The organism is Streptomyces sp. NPDC048295, assembly GCF_040652135.1.
In the GTDB taxonomy this organism is placed as follows: Bacteria; Actinomycetota; Actinomycetes; order Streptomycetales; family Streptomycetaceae; genus Streptomyces.
In genome coordinates this window covers 131,079-150,490 of sequence record NZ_JBEZLL010000023.1, presented here as the reverse complement: position 1 = coordinate 150,490, position 19,412 = coordinate 131,079, and the positions used below count along the sequence as shown (strand labels likewise).

The 19,412-nt window shown below is 72.0% G+C and carries 20 protein-coding genes; 8 read left to right on the top strand and 12 right to left on the bottom strand.

Annotated elements, in window-relative coordinates; translation table 11 throughout:
- Positions 1-5 precede the first annotated feature (5 nt).
- The 4 genes from AB0D53_RS29595 to AB0D53_RS29580 all read right to left on the bottom strand — a co-directional run bounded on the left by AB0D53_RS29595 (position 6) and on the right by AB0D53_RS29580 (position 5,885).
- On the bottom strand, positions 6-1,577 hold the full coding sequence (locus AB0D53_RS29595) for an FGGY family carbohydrate kinase (protein WP_362452073.1): 1,572 nt from the start codon (positions 1,575-1,577) through the stop codon (positions 6-8).
- A gap of 92 nt (positions 1,578-1,669) precedes the next feature.
- On the bottom strand, positions 1,670-3,121 hold the full coding sequence (locus AB0D53_RS29590; RefSeq protein ID WP_362452072.1) for an MFS transporter: 1,452 nt from the start codon (positions 3,119-3,121) through the stop codon (positions 1,670-1,672).
- A 276-nt stretch (positions 3,122-3,397) separates the two neighbouring features.
- Entirely contained in the window at positions 3,398-4,951 is a 1,554-nt protein-coding gene (locus tag AB0D53_RS29585; RefSeq protein WP_362452070.1) for an N-acetylmuramoyl-L-alanine amidase, read from the bottom strand.
- 217 nt (positions 4,952-5,168) lie between these two features.
- Entirely contained in the window at positions 5,169-5,885 is a 717-nt protein-coding gene (locus AB0D53_RS29580; RefSeq protein WP_362452069.1) for a nitroreductase family protein, read from the bottom strand.
- Positions 5,886-6,111: 226 nt separating this feature from the next.
- Here AB0D53_RS29580 and AB0D53_RS29575 point away from each other — a divergent pair, with 226 nt between their 5' ends.
- The 4 genes from AB0D53_RS29575 to AB0D53_RS29560 are packed head-to-tail and all read left to right on the top strand — an operon-like array spanning position 6,112 to position 9,048.
- Positions 6,112-6,345, top strand: coding sequence for an acyl carrier protein (locus AB0D53_RS29575; RefSeq protein WP_329819784.1), 234 nt, complete (start codon positions 6,112-6,114; stop codon positions 6,343-6,345).
- Complete coding sequence (locus AB0D53_RS29570) at positions 6,342-7,592, top strand: beta-ketoacyl-[acyl-carrier-protein] synthase family protein (RefSeq protein WP_362452067.1); 1,251 nt, start codon at positions 6,342-6,344, stop codon at positions 7,590-7,592. The genes AB0D53_RS29575 and AB0D53_RS29570 overlap by 4 nt, the downstream gene beginning before the upstream one ends.
- A 25-nt stretch (positions 7,593-7,617) precedes the next feature.
- On the top strand, positions 7,618-8,535 hold the full coding sequence (locus tag AB0D53_RS29565; protein WP_362452065.1) for an alpha/beta hydrolase: 918 nt from the start codon (positions 7,618-7,620) through the stop codon (positions 8,533-8,535).
- A gap of 12 nt (positions 8,536-8,547) precedes the next feature.
- Complete coding sequence (locus tag AB0D53_RS29560; RefSeq protein WP_362452063.1) at positions 8,548-9,048, top strand: SRPBCC family protein; 501 nt, start codon at positions 8,548-8,550, stop codon at positions 9,046-9,048.
- A 42-nt stretch (positions 9,049-9,090) separates the two neighbouring features.
- Here the strand turns inward: AB0D53_RS29560 and AB0D53_RS29555 are convergent, their stop codons facing one another.
- Positions 9,091-9,459 (bottom strand): nuclear transport factor 2 family protein, encoded by a 369-nt coding sequence (locus AB0D53_RS29555; RefSeq protein WP_362452061.1) that lies wholly within the window; start codon positions 9,457-9,459, stop codon positions 9,091-9,093.
- Positions 9,460-9,661: 202 nt separating this feature from the next.
- Positions 9,662-10,120, bottom strand: a complete 459-nt coding sequence (locus AB0D53_RS29550) for a DUF5709 domain-containing protein (protein WP_362452060.1) — start codon at positions 10,118-10,120, stop codon at positions 9,662-9,664.
- A 245-nt stretch (positions 10,121-10,365) separates the two neighbouring features.
- On the opposite strand from AB0D53_RS29550, the gene AB0D53_RS29545 reads away from it, so the two are divergent.
- Complete coding sequence (locus AB0D53_RS29545; protein ID WP_362452059.1) at positions 10,366-10,596, top strand: DUF6296 family protein; 231 nt, start codon at positions 10,366-10,368, stop codon at positions 10,594-10,596.
- A 50-nt stretch (positions 10,597-10,646) separates the two neighbouring features.
- Here the strand turns inward: AB0D53_RS29545 and AB0D53_RS29540 are convergent, their stop codons facing one another.
- Together AB0D53_RS29540 and AB0D53_RS29535 are read right to left on the bottom strand one after the other, a co-directional pair.
- Positions 10,647-11,075 carry a cold shock domain-containing protein gene (locus AB0D53_RS29540; RefSeq protein WP_362452058.1) on the bottom strand — a complete coding sequence of 143 codons (429 nt, stop codon included), beginning with the start codon at positions 11,073-11,075 and terminating at the stop codon, positions 10,647-10,649.
- A gap of 128 nt (positions 11,076-11,203) precedes the next feature.
- On the bottom strand, positions 11,204-12,079 hold the full coding sequence (locus AB0D53_RS29535) for a DMT family transporter (protein ID WP_362452056.1): 876 nt from the start codon (positions 12,077-12,079) through the stop codon (positions 11,204-11,206).
- Between the two features lie 237 nt (positions 12,080-12,316).
- Here AB0D53_RS29535 and AB0D53_RS29530 point away from each other — a divergent pair, with 237 nt between their 5' ends.
- Entirely contained in the window at positions 12,317-13,474 is a 1,158-nt protein-coding gene (locus AB0D53_RS29530) for a winged helix DNA-binding domain-containing protein (RefSeq protein WP_362452054.1), read from the top strand.
- 33 nt (positions 13,475-13,507) lie between these two features.
- Here AB0D53_RS29530 and AB0D53_RS29525 read toward each other — a convergent pair whose 3' ends face one another.
- Positions 13,508-14,350 carry a helix-turn-helix transcriptional regulator gene (locus tag AB0D53_RS29525; protein WP_362452052.1) on the bottom strand — a complete coding sequence of 281 codons (843 nt, stop codon included), beginning with the start codon at positions 14,348-14,350 and terminating at the stop codon, positions 13,508-13,510.
- Positions 14,351-14,485: 135 nt separating this feature from the next.
- On the opposite strand from AB0D53_RS29525, the gene AB0D53_RS29520 reads away from it, so the two are divergent.
- Positions 14,486-16,162, top strand: a complete 1,677-nt coding sequence (locus AB0D53_RS29520) for an AMP-binding protein (RefSeq protein ID WP_362452050.1) — start codon at positions 14,486-14,488, stop codon at positions 16,160-16,162.
- Positions 16,159-17,766, top strand: coding sequence for an AMP-binding protein (locus AB0D53_RS29515; RefSeq protein WP_362452048.1), 1,608 nt, complete (start codon positions 16,159-16,161; stop codon positions 17,764-17,766). Before AB0D53_RS29520 ends, AB0D53_RS29515 begins: the two co-directional genes overlap by 4 nt.
- Positions 17,767-17,788: 22 nt before the next feature.
- On the opposite strand, the gene AB0D53_RS29510 is transcribed toward AB0D53_RS29515, so the two are convergent.
- The 3 genes from AB0D53_RS29510 to AB0D53_RS29500 all read right to left on the bottom strand — a co-directional run bounded on the left by AB0D53_RS29510 (position 17,789) and on the right by AB0D53_RS29500 (position 19,396).
- A complete protein-coding gene (locus AB0D53_RS29510) occupies positions 17,789-18,010 on the bottom strand; it encodes a hypothetical protein (protein WP_362452046.1) in 222 nt (73 codons plus the stop codon).
- Positions 18,011-18,086: 76 nt separating this feature from the next.
- Positions 18,087-18,641: a GNAT family N-acetyltransferase gene (locus AB0D53_RS29505; RefSeq protein WP_362452044.1), complete on the bottom strand. Its 555-nt coding sequence runs from the start codon at positions 18,639-18,641 to the stop codon at positions 18,087-18,089.
- A 29-nt stretch (positions 18,642-18,670) separates the two neighbouring features.
- Positions 18,671-19,396: a hypothetical protein gene (locus AB0D53_RS29500; protein ID WP_362452099.1), complete on the bottom strand. Its 726-nt coding sequence runs from the start codon at positions 19,394-19,396 to the stop codon at positions 18,671-18,673.
- Between the last annotated feature and the right edge of the window lie 16 nt (positions 19,397-19,412).

The following is a 19,412-nucleotide window of genomic DNA, read 5'->3' as shown; positions in this document are numbered from 1 at the left end:
GGCCGTCAGTGGGGGGTGTGGGGTTCGGGGTCCTTCAGGGGGAGCAGGGCGGGGTCGTTCAGGTGGGCGATGAGGACGTCGCGCCAGGCGGACCGCTGCGCGGTGCGCTCGGCCGCCGTGATCGAGGGCTCGAAGATCCGGCCGAGCGGCTGTGCCTCGACGACCTCTTCGAGCGAGGACCACAGGCCCTGGGCGACACCGGCGAGATACGCGGTGCCCCGCAGGCTGGCGGTGGCGGAGTCGGAGACCCGCTCCAGCGGCAGACCGGTCAGGTCGGCCTGGATCCGCATCAGCGGGTCGCTGCCGGAAACACCGCCGCCGACCCGGAGCCGGGTGAACGGCGTGCCCATCGTGTCGGCGACCCCGTCGATCAGGTCGCACACCGAGTGCGCGATCCCGTCGAGGACGGCGCGGGCGAGATCGGCGCGGGTGGTGGCGAGGGTGAGCCCGGTGAGGGAGGCGGTGGCCTCCGGGTGCCAGACCGGCGTACGGACCCCGGCGAGCGCCGGGACGAAACGCGGGGTGCGGCCCGGCCGGGTGGGGACCCGGCCCGCCTCCTCACCGAGCTCCTTCGGCGACGCGAACAGGCCCAGGTCGTCGCAGAGCCAGCGCAGCGCCGAACCCGCCGTGGAGGTGTACGCCTCCAGGCTGTAGTGGCTGATGTCGCCCTGCCGCCGGCCGGGCTGGGCGAGCACCCCGGAGATGTCCGGCCGGGGCAGGGCGGGCGTGGTGCCGGTCGCCGCGTCGACGAAGGCGCCGGTCCCGTACACGCACATGCCCTGCCCGGCGGCGAGGCCGCCGAGTGCGACGAGCGCGGCGTGCTGGTCGCCCATGGAGGCGGCCAGCGGGACGGCGATCCCGAGGGCGGCCGGGTCGGTCGTACCGAATCCGGCGTCGTCGGAGCGGAGTTCCGGGAGCAGGTCGAGCGGGAAGCCCAGGTGGCCGATCCACTCCTCGTCCCAGGCATGCCGCTCCAGCAGGTAGCCGCCGGTGGAGGCGGCGTTCGTCGGCGTCGTGGCGTGCACGGCGCCGCCGGTGAGCCGCCAGATCAGCCAGGTGTCGACGGTGCCGAAGAGCAGCCGGCCCTCGCGGTGCGCGGCGGCCACCTCCGGGTGCGCGGCGATCTGCCGGGCGGCCCAGAGGAACGGTGCGCGGGCGCCGACCGGCCGGCCCTGGCGGGCCAGCAGGGCGGCGTCCCACTCCGTCTCGTACGCGGTGAGTTCGGCCGCGTACCGCCGGTCCTGCCACACCACCGCGGGCAGCAGCGGCCGCCCGGTCACCCGGTCCCACAGCATCGCGGTCGCCCGTTGGGTGGAGAGCGCCACCGCGGTGATCGCGATGCCCTCCTCGCGGGCCCGGCCGACGGCCCGGCGCGCCACCTCGACGGTGGCGGTCCAGATCTCCATCGGGTCCTGCTCGACCGAGAGGTCGTCCGGATGGCTGACCTTGATCGACCGGTAGAACACCTCGTGGGCGGCGCCGGAGTCGAGGACGACTCCGGCCCGGGTGCCGGTGGTGCCCTCGTCGATGGACAGCACACCGCGCCGTGGGGCGGCGCCGGGGAGCGTCTGCGTCATTGCAGCCCTTTCATTGCGAGCATCGCGAGCGAGCTGTACGGAGGGGGAGAGGGGAGGGGACCATCGTGTGGTGCGACAGGCCCGGCGGCCGGTCAGCGCGCGGTCAGGGACTCCGCGGATTCCGACGGACCCGTCTGCGCGACGGCGGTCCGGTCCTGGCCGGCGGCCTCGTCGGGGGAGGCGGCCTTCGTCGGGTCCCACTTGATCGCCAGGCAGGTGATCAGGCCGAGCAGCGGCACGACGGAGAGCACCAGGAAGGTGTCGGCGAGCCCCAGCGAGTCCTTGATCTGCGGGAAGACGTACAGCCCGACGACACTGCCGAAGCTGCCGACCATCCCGGTGACACCGGTGCCGAGCGCCCGGACGTCGCTGCTGTACGAGAGCGCGGCGATGGACTTGCCGTTGGCGCCGGGGCCCGCGGAGTGGCAGAGGATGAACAGCACCGGCAGCAGGAACGCCACGGCCGTGGGCACCTTCTCGAAGGTCAGCCCCATCGCGAGCAGTGCCACGAAGACACCGGCGAACCCGGCGGCGGAGCTGAGCCGCAGTCCCAGCCGACGGCCGAAGTAGGCGGAGAGGAGCCCGCCCGCGATACCGAAGGCGTTGAAGACCATCGAGCCGATCGTCGCCTTCTCGAAGCTCTCTCCGAAGATCGTCAGGCTGATCAGCGGGAGGTACCAGCCGACCGCGAAGTACTGCATCGACTGCCCGAGCGAGATGACCGAGGAGAGGACCGTGCGCGGCAGGTACTCGCCCTTGAAGAGCAGCCCGGCCTGGCGGAAGCCGATGGCGGGCGCCTCGGCGGCGGCGCGGGTCGCCTCGTCGGGCTTCCCGGCGACGGCCTCGATCCGGTAGATCTTCTCCAGGTTGACGACGGCCTCGTCCAGCCGGCCCTTGCTCGCCAGCCAGGTGGGGCTCTCCCGCAGCATCAGCCACTGACCCAGCAGCAGGGCGGCGGCGACGACCGCGGCCGAGCCGACCGACCAGCGCCAGATGTCCGCGCCGACGTCCAGGTTGAAGAAGACCAGGGCGAGCACGAGGTTGCTGGTGGTGGCGACGTACCAGACGGCCTGCCACAGGTTCAGCCGGCCGCCCAGCTTCGCGGGGGTGTACTCGGCGAGCAGCGCCATGGCCACGGCGAAGTCGATGCCGTACGCGACACCCACCAGGACCCGGCCCAGCCAGACGACGGTGAAATCACCGGCGAACGCTGCCAGCAGAGCGCCCGCGATGGCGAACACCTTGGCGATGAGCAGCGGGGGCACGCGGCCGATCCGGGTGGCCAGCCAGCCGCCGACCGGGTTGAAGATGATCGCCAGGGCCGGAGCGGTGGCCGTGAGGATCGAGACCTGGGTGCTGGTGAGTTCCATCTGGGTCGTCATCGGCCCCAGACCGGCGCTCAGCGCGGCGTTCGAATAGGCGTCGAGGAACAGCCCGCCGAACACGAGAAACCAGATGACCTGCGCCCGGCCGGTGATCTTTCCCAGCCCATCGATGAGCGCAACGACGTCGGCGACGCCTTTGACGCTCGGACGTTGTGCCATGAATCCGCCTTCGAGGAAGACCCATCGGCGGCACGGGGAGCACAAAAAAACAGGCATGACGAAACCACCGACAGGTGGTCTATGTCTGTGCCTGTCAAAACACTGCGGAAAGCGCCGCAGCACGTGAACTGAAAGGAATGCGAACTACGGAGTGAGATTAAGAACGCGCCAGGAGAAACGTCAAGGGTTTCCGGCAGGTTACCTGAACGTGACATGACTCCCCGGAGCGGGGCGGCGCGGCCCTCACGCGCCCGCCCCGCTCGTGGGGACGGCGGGTCAGCGACCTGTCTGCAGCGCCGACCAGGTGTCCGGTCCCACGATGCCGTCGGCCGTCAGTCCCCGGTTCGTCTGGTAGTCGCGCACCGCGGTCGCGGTCGCCGGGCCGAAGCTGCCGTCGATGCCGACCGTCGAGCCGAGCGCCGCGGTCAGCGAGCGCTGGAGCCGCTTCACCCCGTCGCCCGACGCGCCCTGCTGGAGGCTCGGCGTCGCACCGGCCGAGAGCAGCGCGGTCCAGGTCCTGGCCCCCACCACACCGTCGGCGTTCAGCCCGCGCGCCGCCTGGTACGCCGTCACCGCGGAGCTCGTGGCCGGGCCGAAGCTGCCGTCCACCGCGCCGGCGTCGTAGCCCTGCTCGTTCAGCAGCTGCTGGACCGCCTTGACCTGGGCGCCCGACGAGCCGCTCTGCTGGGTCGCGTACGAGGTGAAGCTCAGCCCGTCGGCGCCTTGCCCGCCGCCGGTGTCCCCGCCGACCAGCTGCATGTAGCGGGTCCAGTCCCAGTAGGGCCCCGGGTCGGTGTGGTCGTTGCCCGGTGCCTCGCTGTGCCCGATGATGTGCGCCCGGTCCTTCGGGATCCCGTAGCGGTCGCACAGGTACTTGGTCAGCGCCGCCGACGACCGGTACATCGTGTCCGTGAACCAGGACGGGTCGTCGATGAACCCCTCGTGCTCGATGCCGAGCGCCGAGGCGTTGGCGCTCCTGGCGTGGTACGCGGTGTCGCTGTCGCGCACCATCTGGGTGATCTCGCCGTCGGAGGAGCGCACCACGTAATGGGCGCTCACCTCCGAGGCCGGGTTCTGGAACCAGCTGATGGAGCCCGCGTACGAGCCCTGCGTGACATGGACGACCACCTTGTCGATCTTCGCCGAGCGGCCCGTCGCGTAGTTGCCCGGGTTGGCCGGAACCCACAGCGCCGAGGGGTAGTCAGGGCTCTGGGTGCGTACGTCGGCGGCGGCGAGCGCCCCCTTGTGCGGGGAGACCGGACGGCTCGTCACCGAGATCCGCTCGCCGCCGGGGACGAACGCCTTCAGCCCGTCGGCCAGGAAGGTGTAGACGGTGTCGGCGTACAGGGCCGCGGTCGTCCCCTGCGCGCCGCCGTACCGGGCGACGGCCGGGTACCAGGCGTCGATGTCGTCACGGTCCCGGGCGTCGAGGCCGAGCTTGTCGGCGTAGCTGCGCAGCACCGCGGCGCCGCCCAGGATGTTGGCCGCGGTGTCGGTGCGGAGCTCGGCGAGGGGCTTGCCGGTGAGGGCCGCAGCCTGTTCCAGGGACCGGTTCGTGGGGTTGCTCACCAGATGCATCACGCCGTAGCCGCCTGCCTGGCTGGGGCGCCCGGAGTGGCCGTCGAGCCGGGTCTCGCCGTAACCGATGGCGGCGAGCAGATCGCGCGGCACGTCGAACTGCGCGGCGGCCCGCGCGAACGCCTGATTCATCGGGTGGCCGCCGTCCGTGGCGGCGAGGGCCGGCGAGCCGGTCACGGTGAGGACGGTGGCGGTGAGGGCCGCCAGGACGGATGCGCGGCCCTTTGTGTGGGCGGCGGCGCGGCTGGGCATACCTGCTCCTGCTCGGTGGGGGGCGGGGAGAGAAGAGCGGCCCCCGGGCCCGAGTGGGGTGGGCCGGGGGCCGCGAAGCCCGCTCAGGGTATCCATCTGTTCAGGGCATGACAATCATCTTCTGCGGTGTGTCGAACCACCTTTCACTCCAACGGAGTTGAGGTGCAGGGCGGCGGCCCGCCCGGTGAACGGGCGGGCCGCCGGTGGACCCCCGGGGCTACCAGCGGTCGCGGTGGACGACGTCCGCCACCGGGCGGCGACGCACCGGCCCGAAGTTGCCCAGCGGCCACCCGACCGGAATGGCGGCATAGGTGTGCATGTCCTCGGGGATGCCGAGCGCTTCCTTCCACTCCTGCTCCAGCATCAGGTGCCAGATGGTGATGTTCGCGGCGAGCCCCAGGGCCCGCGCGGCGAGCAGGATGTTCTGTACGCCGGGGTAGACGCAGGAGCCCTCGGCGAGCGCCTGGAAGCGCGCCTGGGTGTTCATCATCTGCTCGGTCGCGGCCGGGCCGAGCGCCTGTGCGGAGGCCAGCAGCCCCTCCTCGTCCAGGCGCGGCTCCGGGAACCGGTAGCAGGGCACGATCAGTGCCGGGGTGTCGGCGAAGTGGTCGCGCTGGTACTCGATCGCGGCGACCATCCGGCCGTACGCCGCGTCGTCCATTCCCTCGGGCGCGTACTTCCCGGTCGTCGCCAGGTAGGCGTCCACGCACCGCTTCCACAGCGGTGCCAGGCCCGCCATCACCTCGCGGTCGGTCACCACCACGTACTCGTAGCACTGCATGTTGCCGCCGCTGGGACCCCAGACGGCGGCCTGTATGAGCTGCTCCAGTGTCTCGTCCGGCACCGGTTCCGGCTTCAGGCGGCGCATCGCGCGCATGGTGGACATCGTCGGGAAGAGCGCGGGCCCGTCGGCCCCGGTCATGTCGATCGTCATGATCGCGGAGTGTACGGGCCGGTCGTCGGCGGCGGGAGGCCCGTTGCCCGCCGCGAACCACTGAATTCGCACACCTGGACGCCCGCCCACCGCACGGGGGAAAGCGGATCGGAATCACCTTCGCGAAGGCGTATATATGGTTCCTCCGGACCAGCCGGCGTCCCACGATGGCACGCACCCCTCACGCGGCAGGGCGTCACCGCGTACGAGAGCGCAGGAGCGCCGCATGAGCACGGCAGATGAGATCAACACCTTGCTGGTGGCGAACTTCGGCACCGATCCGCTCGCCATCCGGCCGGAGGTGTCGCTCCGTCACCTCAGCCTGGACTCACTGGCGCTGGAGGAACTGCGGCTGCTCATCGAGGACCGGATGGGCGTCGATCTGGACGACGTCCAGCTGAGCTCGCGGGACACCGTCGGCCACCTCGTCGACGCGGTGCACCGCAAGGCCGCCGCGTGACGGGCCGCCCGTACCGCCCCGAGCCGTTCGCCGCCGCCGTCACCGGGATCGGCATGGTCACCGCCGCGGGCGTCGGGGCCGAGGCGAGCTGGCGCACGGTCTGCGAGGCGTCGACCGCGCCGTCGGTCCCGCACCGGCCCGAACTCCACGGCCTGCCCTGCGACTTCATGTACACCATCACCGGCCTCGACCCGCGGGCGCTGCTCGGGGTGGCGACCGCGCGGCTGATGGACCGCTTCTCGCAGCTGGCCGTCATCGCGGCCCGCGAGGCCGTCGCCGACGCCGGCCTCGACCCCTCGGTCTGGGACGGCGGACGGGTCGCCGTCGTCATCGGCTCCGCCCACGGCGGACTGCCGTTCTACGACGAACAGCACAACCTCCTCGCCGAGCGCGGCGCGCGCCGGGTCTCCCCGAAACTCGCCCCGCTCACCGTCGTCAACGGCGCGGCCAGCAGCGTCGCCACCGACCTCGGCGCCCTCGGCCCGAGCCAGGCCGTCTCCACCGCCTGCTCCTCCGGCACCGTCGCCATCGGCACCGCCCATCAGATGCTCCGCACCGGGGCCTGCGACATCGTCGTCGCGGGCGGCGCCGAATCGGTCTGCTCCCGGCTGCTGATCGCCAGCGCCTGCCAGCTCAAGGCCGTCTCCACCCGGCGCGACGATCCCGAGGCGGCCTGCCGCCCGTTCGACACCCACCGGGACGGCTTCGTCGTGGGCGAGGGCGCCGGGCTCCTGGTGCTGGAACGGCCGGAGCACGCCCGGGCCCGCGGCGCCACCGTCCGCGCGCTCATCGCGGGATACGGCGCCTCCAGCGACGCCTACTCCGCCGTCGCCCCCGACCCCGAGGGCCTGGGCATCGAACGGGCCTTGCGCTCCGCGCTCGCGGACGCCGGGATCGGGGCCCGGGACATCGGCCATGTCAACGCCCACGGCACCTCGACGGTCTCCAACGACCTCATCGAGGCGACCGTGCTGCGCCGGGTCCTCGGCGAGCACCCCCTGGTCACCTCGACGAAGGCGATGACCGGACACACCCTGGGCGCCGCCGGCGGCATCGAGACCGCGCTGACCGTGCTGGCGCTCCAGCACCGGCTCGTACCGCCCACCGTGAATCTCGACGCCCCCGACCCCGCGATCCCCATCGAAGTGGTGAGCAAGGAGGCCCGGCCGGGAGCGTTCGACGCGGCCGTCAAGACCTCGCTCGGTTTCGGCGGACACAACGCCGCACTCGTTCTCACCAGGGCCTGACCCGGAAACCAAGAGGCACCGAACCATGGCCGACGAGATCATCCGGACCCTGTCGGTGGACGGGCTGCGCTACGGCTACCGGGTCCTGAGGCAGCCCTCGCCGCGCACCGAGCCGGTCATCGTGCTCGGCGGCGCGCTCCAGGGGATGTACGGCTGGCCGCAGATGGACGACCACCTGGGGCCGCTCGCCTCCGTGGTCACCGCGGACCTGCCCGGCATGGGCGGCGCGGACCCGCTGCCGCCCGGTGCGGGCGACGACGTCCTGCACGCCGCCGTCACCGGGATCATCGACGATCTGGACGTGCCGAGGGCCAACCTCTTCGGTTTCTCCTACGGCACCTCGATCGCCTTCGGCTGCGCGCAGCAGCATCCCGGCCGGATCGCCCGGCTCATGCTGGGCGGAGTGCCCGCCCACATCACCGAGGACCAGCGGGCGCGGTGGAGCCGCGCCGTCGACCGGCTGGAGACCGGCGACCTGGAGGGGCTGGCAGGCCTGGCCGCCGGGGTGCTGATGTGTCAGGACCCCGAACGCACGGTCCACCGGGGCGAGTTGGCCCGGCGCTATGTGCGGCGCTCGTTCCTGTACGCCCTCACTCATTCCCCGCACGCCGCGCAGTCGCTGCACCGGGCTCTGTGCCACCGGCCGGACTTCTCCGGCGGACTGACCGGCGTGCCCGCCCTGGTCTTCGCGGGCGAGCACGACACGGTGACCTCGCCCGAGCGGCAGCGGGAGTTCGCCGCCACCATCGAGGGAAGCAGATTCCTCACGATCGGGGAGTCCGACCACTGGGTCGTCCTGGAGCGCCCCGACGACGTCGCGGACCTCGCGGCCCGGTTCTTCACCGACCGCCCGCTGGAGCCGGCGCCCGGACCGTCGGCGCTCCCGGCGCAGTCACGGGCGTCGCGGTCACCGGCCGGAGCGGACTACGCCGACACCCCGTAGGAAGGAACCGTCATGGACAGGCCCGAGTTCGTCTACGCCCTCTACATCCAGACCAGTGCCGAGAGGCTCTACCACGCGCTGACCGACCCGGAGCTCATCAAGATCTACATGGGTGGTTACGGCCCCGACTCGACCTGGGAACCCGGTGCGCCGGTCCGCTGGAAGATGGACCCGGACGGCGAGTTCGAAGAGGTCGGCCAGCGGGTCCTGGAGGCGGAGCCCGGCAGGCGGCTCTCGTACACCTGGCACACCCTCCAGCCCATGCACCGCCAGATGTTCGACTTCGCCTCGGACGAGGAGTGGGACAGGGCCGTCCAGGAACGGTCGAAGGTCGCCTTCGACATCGAGCCGGCCGAGGAACCCGAGCTGGGGATCAGACTGACGCTCACCCATGACGGGTTCGACAGCCCCGACAGCAGGATGCTGGAGGGCGTCAGCGGCGGCTGGGTGGCGATCCTCTCGACGCTCAAGACCCTTCTGGAGGGCGGCAGGTTCCTCGACGAGCCGGCCTGAGGCGGGTGGTGCCGGGCCCGCCCCAGGCATCCCGGCGGACTTTCAGGCGCCGGGGACCCGGTCGAGGAAGCCGCTGACCGAGGAGATGCGTCCGTCCTCGGCGAGGGTGGCCACGTCCGACCCGGCGACCGGCGCAGAACCGTCGGCGGTGGAGACCAGTTCCCAGCTGAAGCGCACGATGTCGTGGTGCCCGTCGGGCGCGCCGGTGATCCGGAACTCGAAGCCGGGGAACTGCTGGTGGACGCCGCTGATCGCAGCGGCGAGCTCCTCGTGACCGCGCACATCGGCCAGCGGGTCGGTGTACGTGGCCCTCTCGGTGAAGGCGGCGGCGACGGCCTTCTCCAGCTCCTCGGGGGTGGTCGTGTTCCAGGCGGCGAAGTAGTGCTGCACGGCGTTCTCGTACGCGGCCATCGGGCTGTTCCTCTCCTCGCGTCCCGGCCTTCGGGCCGGGCCCTCGTGGGCTCGTGAGGAACACGATGTCCGACGGGGTCAGAGGCGTCGATTACCTCGGAAGTCATGGTCCGGGCGGGGGAGTGCGGTTCGCGCGGGGGCGTGCGAGCGGTGCGGGGAGTGCGGTTCGCGCGGGGTGCGAGCGGTGCCGGAGGCTGTCGTCTCAGACCTGTCCGTCCGACACCACGTGCATGGCCGCCTCCTCGGCGGATGCGCCGGCCCCGTCGATCCCGACGTCCTCGCCCGCCATGGTGTCCGGCTCGTCGATGTCCAGCTGCCGGGTGAGCCGGCCGGCGCGCACCGTACCGACCTCCGCGTCCCAGAGCTCGCCGTCACCGCCGGGCAGATCCCCCACGCCGTCGCCGACCCCGTCGGATTCGGGGGATTCGGGGAGCTCACGGGCCAGCCGGCCGTCCAGCGACTCGCCGTCGTGCTGTTCGGCGGCGGTGGTGCCCCGGTCCTCCACCACCCATGGGCGCTCGGGCGGGGAGTAGCCCTCGTCGAGTGCGTCGGTCAGCCCCCGGTTGTCCAGGGTGTCCTGGACATCGAGCTGCTCGGCGAGGTCCGAGGCCTCCGGCTGCTGGGGCTGGTAGACATCGTCTCCCCTGTCGGCATCCATCATGGTGTGTCCCTTCCCGGTCTCGGGGATCCCGGGCGTGCATGCCGCGCACACGACTCGGGAGAAAGGGGGGCTATTCATGCGGTATGCACCCGAGTGCTGTTGAACCGCCCGTATGGGTTCAGGATAAGTGGGCCGGGCACGAGTCCGCAGCCGTGGGCCGCTGCTCGGGCGCCGAGGGCCGGTCGGAGGGACCATGGAAGGTGCGGGAGGAACACGCCCTGCCCCATCCGCATCGGAGAACGGCCATGGATTACCCGGAGAGCTACCAGTTGGTATTTCAGGCGTCCGCCGTGGAGGACGACACAGTGACCGTCCGGCGCACGGAACAGTCGGGAGCCGGCGGGTACCCGATCTACGAGGACGAGACCGGAATCGTGCGCGCGGAGATCAGTGACCGGGGCGAGGTGCGCATGCTGGCCACCGGCGGACACCAGAGTCTCGGCACCCCGCTGGTGGTACGGGAGCCGAGCGGCTGAACGGGCGGCCGGCCCGGCTCCAGAGCCTCAAGGACACGTCCCCGGGGGCGTCAGCCCTCGGTCCAGCCGTGGTTCTTTGCGAACTGCAGCAGCCCGCGCCGGATCTGGAGGATCTGCGCACCCGTCAGCGACGGTGCGGACTCCAGCAGCACATCGGTGACGTCCCTGGTGTACTCGGCCGCGCTGAGCACGTCGCACAGGGTGTCGTCGTCGTCCGGTGCTCCGGAAACGCCGATGCCCGAGGTCCTCGGAGGGGTCAGCGGTTTCCCGTCGGACCCCTCGGCGAGCCGGACGGACGACGCCTTCAGCCCGCGGTCGCCGTCCTCGATCTCGAACTCGACCGCCGTACCCGTGTGTACATAGGACTCGGGGATCAGCATGTCGTTCACATGGAGGAAGACGTCCTCACCTCCGTGTTCGGGCGCGATGAAACCGTATCCCCGAGCTCCGTCGAACCGCACCACGCGACCAGAAACCACACCAACCCCCAAAAAAAGTTCCGGGCCCCTTGCCCGTACGCCACACATGGCTCGACCGGAGGATAGCGTCGAGTGCCGGGCGGCGCGACCCGGTCGGGAGCAACCACCCCTTCCCGGACCGGGCCGGCTCATCTGACCCGGCGCGTGGGCGGGGCCGCGTTCCCGGCCGCCAGCGGGGAACGGGCCAGTTCCACGCAGCCGGCAGCGATGAGGGCGAGCGCGACCAGCTCGGGCAGCACCCACCAGCCGGTACGCAGCTCCTCGCCGAACAGCGTCACCCCGTACGCCACGCTGATCAGCGCGTCCCCGAGGGTCAGCATCGGCTGGACGGCGACCAGCGTGCCGGCCTGGAGGGCGTTCTGGAGCAGGAACAGCGCGCCGACCCCGGCCGCCGCGGTGGCGTACAGCTGCCAGGACGTCATCAGCGCCACCGCTCCACCGCCCCCTTCGAGCCGTGCCATGGCATCCTTCATGAGCGCCGCGGTCAGGGCGTACCCGCAGGCGGCGGCGAGGCCGAGCAGCGCCCCCCGGGTATTGCCGCGGCTCTTCAGGGCCGAGGCGATCAGAGCCGCCTCGAAGAGTCCGGTCAGGATCAGCGCGGGGACCCAGGCCGCCCCCTGCACGGAGGTGCTGCCGCCGCCGGGGGCCGCCGAGGCCATGCCCAGGGCCAGCCCGACGGTCACGGCCACCACTCCGTACCAGACCCGCCGGGGCAGCCGGACGCGCATCACGAACGCCGCCATCAGCAGTGTGGCGGGCAGTTCGATGACGAAGATCGGCTGCACCACGGCGATCGGTCCGGTGGCCAGCGCCACGGCCTGGCAGACGGCCGCGACCACCACCAGGCCGATCCCGGCGAGCCACAGCCGCTGGCGCAGCAGATGCCCGATCAGCGACAGACGCATCGCCTCGCTCTCGGGGACGGTGCGGGCGGCCCGGCGCTGGAGCACGGAGGCGGTGCCGTTGCTGAGCGCGGTGAGGATGGCGAACAGGACACTGATCACCGCCCCATGATGCGGGCGGGCGCCCCGCGATCCCGGGTCCCGCGCCACGGCGGCATGGCGGGGCGTACGGACCGGGGCACGATCCCCGATACGGGCCGGGGCACGATCCCCGCGATGCGGGCGATTCCCCCTGCGGACCGGGGCACGATTCCCGATACGGGCGATTCCCCAATACGGGCCGGGGCACGATTCCCGATGCGGACCGAAGCTGTCCGCGACGGCGCATAGCGTGCGTCCATGGCCGTCACGAGGAACCCCGCCGCACCCGCCGTGCTCTCCCCCCGCGCCCTGAACCGCGCCACGCTGGAGCGCCAGCTGCTGCTGCGCCGGAGCGCGATGTCCGCGAAGGACGCCGTGGAGCACCTGGTCGGGCTTCAGGCACAGAACACCAAGCCGCCCTACTACCAGCTCTGCGCCCGCCTCGACGGCTTCGATCCGGCGGAGCTCGCCGGGCTGATGGAGTCCCGCGAGGTGGTCCGTATCGTCACCTTGCGGTCCACCATCCATACGCACACCGCTGCCGACGCGCTCACCCTGCGCCCGCTCGTCCAGGCGGCGCGCGACCGGGAGCTGCACATCTTCCGCAAGGGGCTGGCCGGGGTGGACCTGGACCGGCTCACCTCGATGAGCAGGACATTCGTCGAGGAGCGGCCCCGCACGCCCAAGGAGATCCGCGAGGAGCTGCTCGCCGAGTGGCCGGACGCCGACCCGCAGGCCCTGGGTGTGGCCGCCCGCTGCCTGCTGCCGCTGGTCCAGGTGACCCCGCGCGGGGTGTGGGGGAGGAGCGGCCGGGTCGCGCTGACCACCGCCGAGCACTGGCTGGGCGCCCCGTCCGGGCCGGTTCCCGCGCCCGATGCCGCGGTGCTGCGCTATCTCGCCGCCTTCGGGCCGGCCTCGGTGAAGGACATGCAGACATGGGCCGGGCTGACCCGGCTGCGGGAGGTGTTCGAGCGGCTGCGGCCGGAGCTGGTCACCTTCCGGGACGAGAACGGGGCCGAACTCTTCGACCTTCCGGATGCGCCGCGCCCGCACGAGGACACCCCGGCCCCGCCGCGCTTCCTGCCCGAGTTCGACAATGTGCTGCTCGGCCATGCCGACCGCACCCGGGTGATCCCGCCGCGGTTCCACGGGCGCAACGGCAACGGCAACCAGGCGTACGGCACGGTGCTCGTCGACGGGTTCCTCGCGGCGGTCTGGCGGCTGGGCGACGGCGACGGACGTCCGGGTCCCGGGACGGCGTCGCTCACCGTGCAGCCGCTGGGCAGGCTCGGCCGGCCGGAACGCGACGCGGTCACGGAGGAGGCCGTACGGATGCTCGCGGTCATGAGGACGGCAGCAGGCGGCACCGGAGGCCACGACATCCGGTTCGCTTCCTTCGTCGACTTCGGGGAGTGAGCCCCCACCGGCTCCGGGGAGCGAGCGGCCCTCCTACGGCAGCAGCCCCGCGCGCCGGGCCGCCACCACCGCCTCCAGACGGGTGTGCGCCCCCAGCTTGCGCATCGCCGAACGCAGATAGCCCTTCACCGTCTCCGGCCGTACCCCGAGCCGCGCAGCCGCCACCGCGTTCGTCGCCCCCGCCGCCACGCAGGCCAGCACGTCCAGCTCGCGCGGTGCCAGCTGCACCTCGCAGGGCTTCGGCGAGCGGGAACCGGCCGCCGAGGCGAGCCGCCCGCACACCGCGAGCAGCTCGTCCCGCAACGCCGGGTCGACGACCTTCGGGACCAGGGCCCGCAGCTCGCGGTGGGCCTCGCGGACGTCCTCCCACGCCTCGGGGGCCGCCCTCGGATCGGTGACCTGCTCCCGGGTCACCGCCAGCAGCTGCCGCACCTCGTCCCGCACCACCAGGGCCTGCTCCACATCGCGGGCGGCGGCGACCGCGGCGTCGAACGTACGGTCCCCGAGCGTGATCGGCTCGCGCAGCGCCCCGTACACCACCCCGCGCACCTTGCGCCGCACCACGACCGGGACCGCGACCACCGAGCGCAGGCCCTCCGCCGCGACCGCCAGGTCGTACTCGTGGCTGATGTGGCGCGAGGAGTGGTAGTCGGTCACCGCGCACGGCCGGGACAGCGCGATCGCCTTGCCGCCGAGCCCGCTGCCCGCCGAGATGACGAGCCCGCGCAGAGCGGAGGTCTGCGCCCCGTTCAGCTCGGCGATCCGGGCATGCCGGGCATCGGCGAGCAGCCCGCCGAAGGCCACCGGCAGCCCACTGGTCCGGCGCAGCCGCAGCAGCGCTGTCTGCATCTCGACCGCATCGACGGATTCCGGCACGCTGTTGCCTTTCCTGCCCGGCTCCGGGGGCGGCTCGGCCACCCCTTCGCAGCACCCCCGTTCGGGGGTGGTGAGACCTGGGTCACTGTTTACATGATGTTAAGTGACCGGTCCGGTCCGCAATGAGGAGGACACATGTCGGCAACCAGCGCGACGGAAACGTTCCGGGCCGCCCGGGACTTTCTGCTGAAGCACCGCGAGGACTACCACGCGGCCTACGAGGGCTTCAGCTGGCCCAGGACCGACCATTTCAACTGGGCGCTCGACTGGTTCGACGTCATCGCGGAGAACAACGACCGCACCGCCCTGCACATCGTGGAGGAGGACGGCGGCCGCACCGAGGTGTCCTTCGCCCGGATGTCCGCCCGGTCCAACCAGGCCGCGAACTGGCTGCGTGCCCAGGGCGTGCGCGCCGGGGACCGCATCCTCGTCATGCTCGGCAACCAGGTCGAGCTGTGGGAGACCGCCCTCGCCGCGATGAAGCTGCGCGCCGTGGTCATCCCCGCCACCCCGCTGCTCGGCCCGGTCGACCTGTGCGACCGGGTGGAGCGCGGCCGGGTCCGGCACGTCCTGGTCCGGGACACCGACGCCGCGAAGTTCGACGAGGTGCCCGGCGGCTACTCCCGGTTCGCCGTCGGTGCGGACGTGCCCGGCTGGCTGTCGTACGCCGGGGCCGACGAGCAGCCGGAGACCTTCGCGGCGGACCGGGAGACCGACGCCGACGAGCCGCTGATGCTCTACTTCACCTCCGGCACGACCGCCAGCCCCAAGCTCGTCGAGCACACCCATGTCTCCTACCCCGTGGGCCACTTGTCGACGATGTACTGGATCGGCCTCAAGCCCGGGGACGTCCACCTCAACATCTCCTCGCCCGGCTGGGCCAAGCACGCCTGGTCGAACCTCTTCGCGCCCTGGAGCGCCGAGGCGACCGTCTTCATCTTCAACTACACCCGCTTCGACGCGGGCCGGCTGATGGCCGAGATGGACCGCTCGGGCGTCACCAGCTTCTGTGCCCCGCCCACCGTCTGGCGGATGCTGATCCAGGCCGACCTCTCCCAGCTGAAGACCCCGCCGCGCGAGGTCGTCGCGGCCGGTGAGCCGCTGAATCCGGAGGTCATCGAGACGGTGCGGCGCACCTGGGGCGTCACCATCCGGGACGGCTTCGGCCAGACCGAGACCGCCGTCCAGGTCGCCAACACCCCGGGCCAGCTGCTGAAGGCCGGTTCGATGGGGCGGCCCAGCCCCGGCTTCAAGGTCGAGCTCCTGGACCCGGTCACCGGTGAGCCCGGCGCGGCCGAGGGCGAGATCTCCCTCGATCTCTCCGGCCGCCCGGTCGGCCTGATGACCGGCTACCACGGCGACCCGGACCGCACGGCCGAGGCCATGGCCGGCGGCTACTACCGCACCGGCGACATCGGCTCGCGCGACGCGGACGGCTACATCACCTACGTCGGGCGCGCGGACGACGTCTTCAAGGCGAGCGACTACAAGATCAGCCCCTTCGAGCTGGAGAGCGCCCTGCTGGAGCACGAGGCGGTCGCCGAGGCCGCCGTCGTCCCCGCTCCCGACCCGGTCCGGCTCGCCGTCCCCAAGGCGTACATCGTGCTCGCCGAGGGCTGGGAGCCCGGACCGGACACGGCGAAGGCGCTCTTCGAGCACTCCCGGTCGGTCCTCGCCCCGTACAAGCGGGTCCGCAAGCTGGAGTTCGCCGAGCTGCCCAAGACCGTCTCCGGCAAGATCCGCCGCATCGAACTGCGCGAGCGCACGGCCCAGGGCGCCGGCACCGAGTACGACGAGGGTGATCTGCGATGAGCGATCTCTCCTACGCGCACGGCACCGGCACCACGCCTCTGCTCGGCGACACCATCGGACGCAATCTGGACCGCGCGATCGAGGCGTTCGGCGACCGCGAGGCGCTCGTGGACGTCGCGTCGGGGCGGCGCTGGACCTACACCGAATTCGGCGCGGCGGTCGACGAGCTGGCCCGCGCCCTGATGGCATCGGGCGTGGCCAAGGGGGACCGGGTCGGGATCTGGGCGGTCAACTGCCCGGAGTGGGTGCTCGTGCAGTACGCCACCGCCCGCATCGGCGCCGTCATGGTCAACATCAACCCGGCGTACCGGTCGCACGAGCTGGCGTACGTACTGAAGCAGGCCGGGATCTCGCTCCTGGTCTCCTCGCTCTCGCACCGCACCAGCGACTACCGCGCCCTGGTCGGCCAGGTCGGTGCCGACTGCCCCGCTTTGCGCGCCGTGCACTACATCGGCGACCCGTCCTGGGACGAACTGCTGTCCGTCGCGGGATCGGTGACGCGGGAACAGCTCGCAGCGCGGGAGGCCGAGCTGTCCTGCGACGACCCGATCAACATCCAGTACACCTCCGGCACCACCGGCTTCCCCAAGGGCGCCACCCTCTCCCACCACAACATCCTCAACAACGGGTACTTCGTGGGGGAGCAGATCGCCTACACGGAACAGGACCGGATCTGTCTGCCCGTCCCCTTCTACCACTGCTTCGGCATGGTCATGGGAAACCTGGGAGCCACCTCGCACGGCGCCTGCATCGTGATCCCGGCCCCCGCCTTCGAGGCCGCCGCCGTGCTCGCCGCCGTGCAGCAGGAGCGCTGCACCTCGCTCTACGGCGTCCCGACCATGTTCATCGCGGAGCTGAACCTCCCCGACTTCGCCTCGTACGACCTCTCCTCGCTGCGCACCGGAATCATGGCCGGATCGCCCTGCCCGGCCGAGGTGATGAAGCGGGTCGTCGCCGAGATGCACATGGACGAGGTGTCGATCTGCTACGGCATGACGGAGACCTCACCGGTCTCCACCCAGACCCGCCGCGACGACGACCTGGAGCGCCGCACCGGCACCGTCGGCCGCGTGATGCCGCACATCGAGGTCAAGGTCGTCGACCCGGTGACCGGGGTGACCCTGGAGCGCGGTGTGCCGGGCGAACTCCGCACCCGTGGCTACAGCGTGATGCTCGGCTACTGGGAGCAGCCCGAGCGGACCGCCGAGGTCATCGACGCCGGCCGCTGGATGCACACCGGCGACCTCGCGGTGATGCGCGAGGACGGCTATGTACAGATAGTCGGCCGGATCAAGGACATGATCATCCGCGGTGGCGAGAACGTCTATCCGCGGGAGATCGAGGAATTCCTCTACAGCCACCCGAAGATCGCCGATGTGCAGGTGGTGGGCGTGGCCGACGACACCTACGGCGAGGAGATCCTGGCCTGCGTCATCCCGAGGGATCCGGCGGACCCGCCCACCCTGGACGAGGTGACGGCCTTCTGCCACGAGCAGTTGGCGCACTACAAGATCCCCCGGCAGCTGCGGATCCTGGAGGCCTTCCCGATGACGGTCAGCGGGAAGGTCCGGAAGATCGAACTGCGGGAGGGCTACGGGCAGTAGGACCCGATCGCCCCGGGCGTCGTCAGGCGGCCTCGATGATGTCGCCGGCGACGCCCCGGGTCGCGGCCGCCCATTCGATCAGCAGCACCTCGTAGGCGGCGGACTCCACGGAGGACCAGTCCTGGCCGGCCTGCGCGTCCACGAACGCCCGGATCGCCTCGTTCGCCCGGGCGGCGGACGAGGGTGCCGGCCGGGACGTGCGCGGCCGGGTGTCGGATGGGGTGTGCCGTGGAGTTAAAGCCATGACCACAACCTTAAGGCCCGCCACTGACAGTGGCCGAACATTTGTGGCCCCCTGGCCCGAACGTGACCGATTGCACTCACTGTTGCCGGTCGGCTCCGGTGAGCTGCCGGGGGTGCCCGGTGTGCGGGATTTCGCGTCGCATGCAGACCCTCGGCCAGTGGTCCAGGCCGTGTTCGGCCTCCTGCGCCCTGATCTTCCGCAGCCCGTCGGTGAGTTCGGATTCGTCGAGGGTGCGGAAGCCGAGGCGGGCGTAGTACGGCGCGTTCCAGGGGACGTGGGAGAAGGTCGTGAGCGTCAGTGCGCCCAGCCCCTGTTCGCCCGCCCAGCCGGCGAGGTGGTCGATGAGCGTGCTGCCGATGCCGCGCCGAGCGGCGGACGGATGCACGGATACCTGCTCGATGTGGGCGGCGCCGTCGACCCGGTCCGCGATCAGATAGCCGACCGGGTGGTCCTCGGGGTCCGCGGCCACCCAGGCGCGTCCGCCCCTGCGGTACTCCTCCAGCAGGCCGAGCGGCGGCGGGTCGTCGTCCGCGATCGCGGACATGCCGAGGGTGCGGAACGGTTCGCCGGCGGCGCGCTCGATGTCCTGGAGCATGGGAAGGTCGGTGCGGCGGGCGGTACGGATGCGCATACGGCCAGTATGTCGCTCCGGGGCGCCGCTCAGGCCCCGGTGCTGAGCAGCTCGTCGGCCGGGCTGTTGACCGGCCGCGGCGTTCCCGCCGGGTCCAGCGCGAAGAGCGGCATGCCCAGACCGTCCGCGCGTGCCGCGGCGTCCGGCGCGTACCCCGGGAGCGAGAAGAGGACGCCGGTGACCGAGGCGCTGAGCGCGTGCAGCCAGAGGCACTCGACGTCGCGCGGGGTGGTCGGGCGGGTGGCCGTGTCGACCCGGGCCACCAGCCCGGCGGCCCGCAGGTCTATCCGGGCGGGGGAGGGCTCCGGGGGCCGCACCACGTCGCGGTAGCCCAGCCAGCTCAGATAGCGTGCCGCGGTCGCGAGCGCGTCGCCCGCGCTGCGGATGGCGACGGCCCGGAACGCGGGCCGGGGCGCCGGTGCCGTGCGCGGCAGCGGGATGTGCGAGGGCCCGGCGGGCCGGGAGCCGTCCTCGGGCGCGGGGTCGCCGTCGTCCGCCGCGGGCCGGACCGGGACGCGCAGCACCGTCCCGCACGGGCAGCACAGCTCCGGCTGCGGCCACTGGTCCAGCCGCCCGCAGGCGGGGCAGCGCACCGCCACCCAGTCGTCGTTCCAGGTGCGGTGGGTGACCGGGGAGACCGGGACGCCGCGCAGCACGGGCGGGGCGGTCGGCGCCCCGCACGGGCAGGGGTAGGCCGGCGGGCTGTACGCGTGGTCGCGGCCGCAGGCCGGGCAGCGTACCGGCACCGACTCCACCATGATCGCCCTCCGG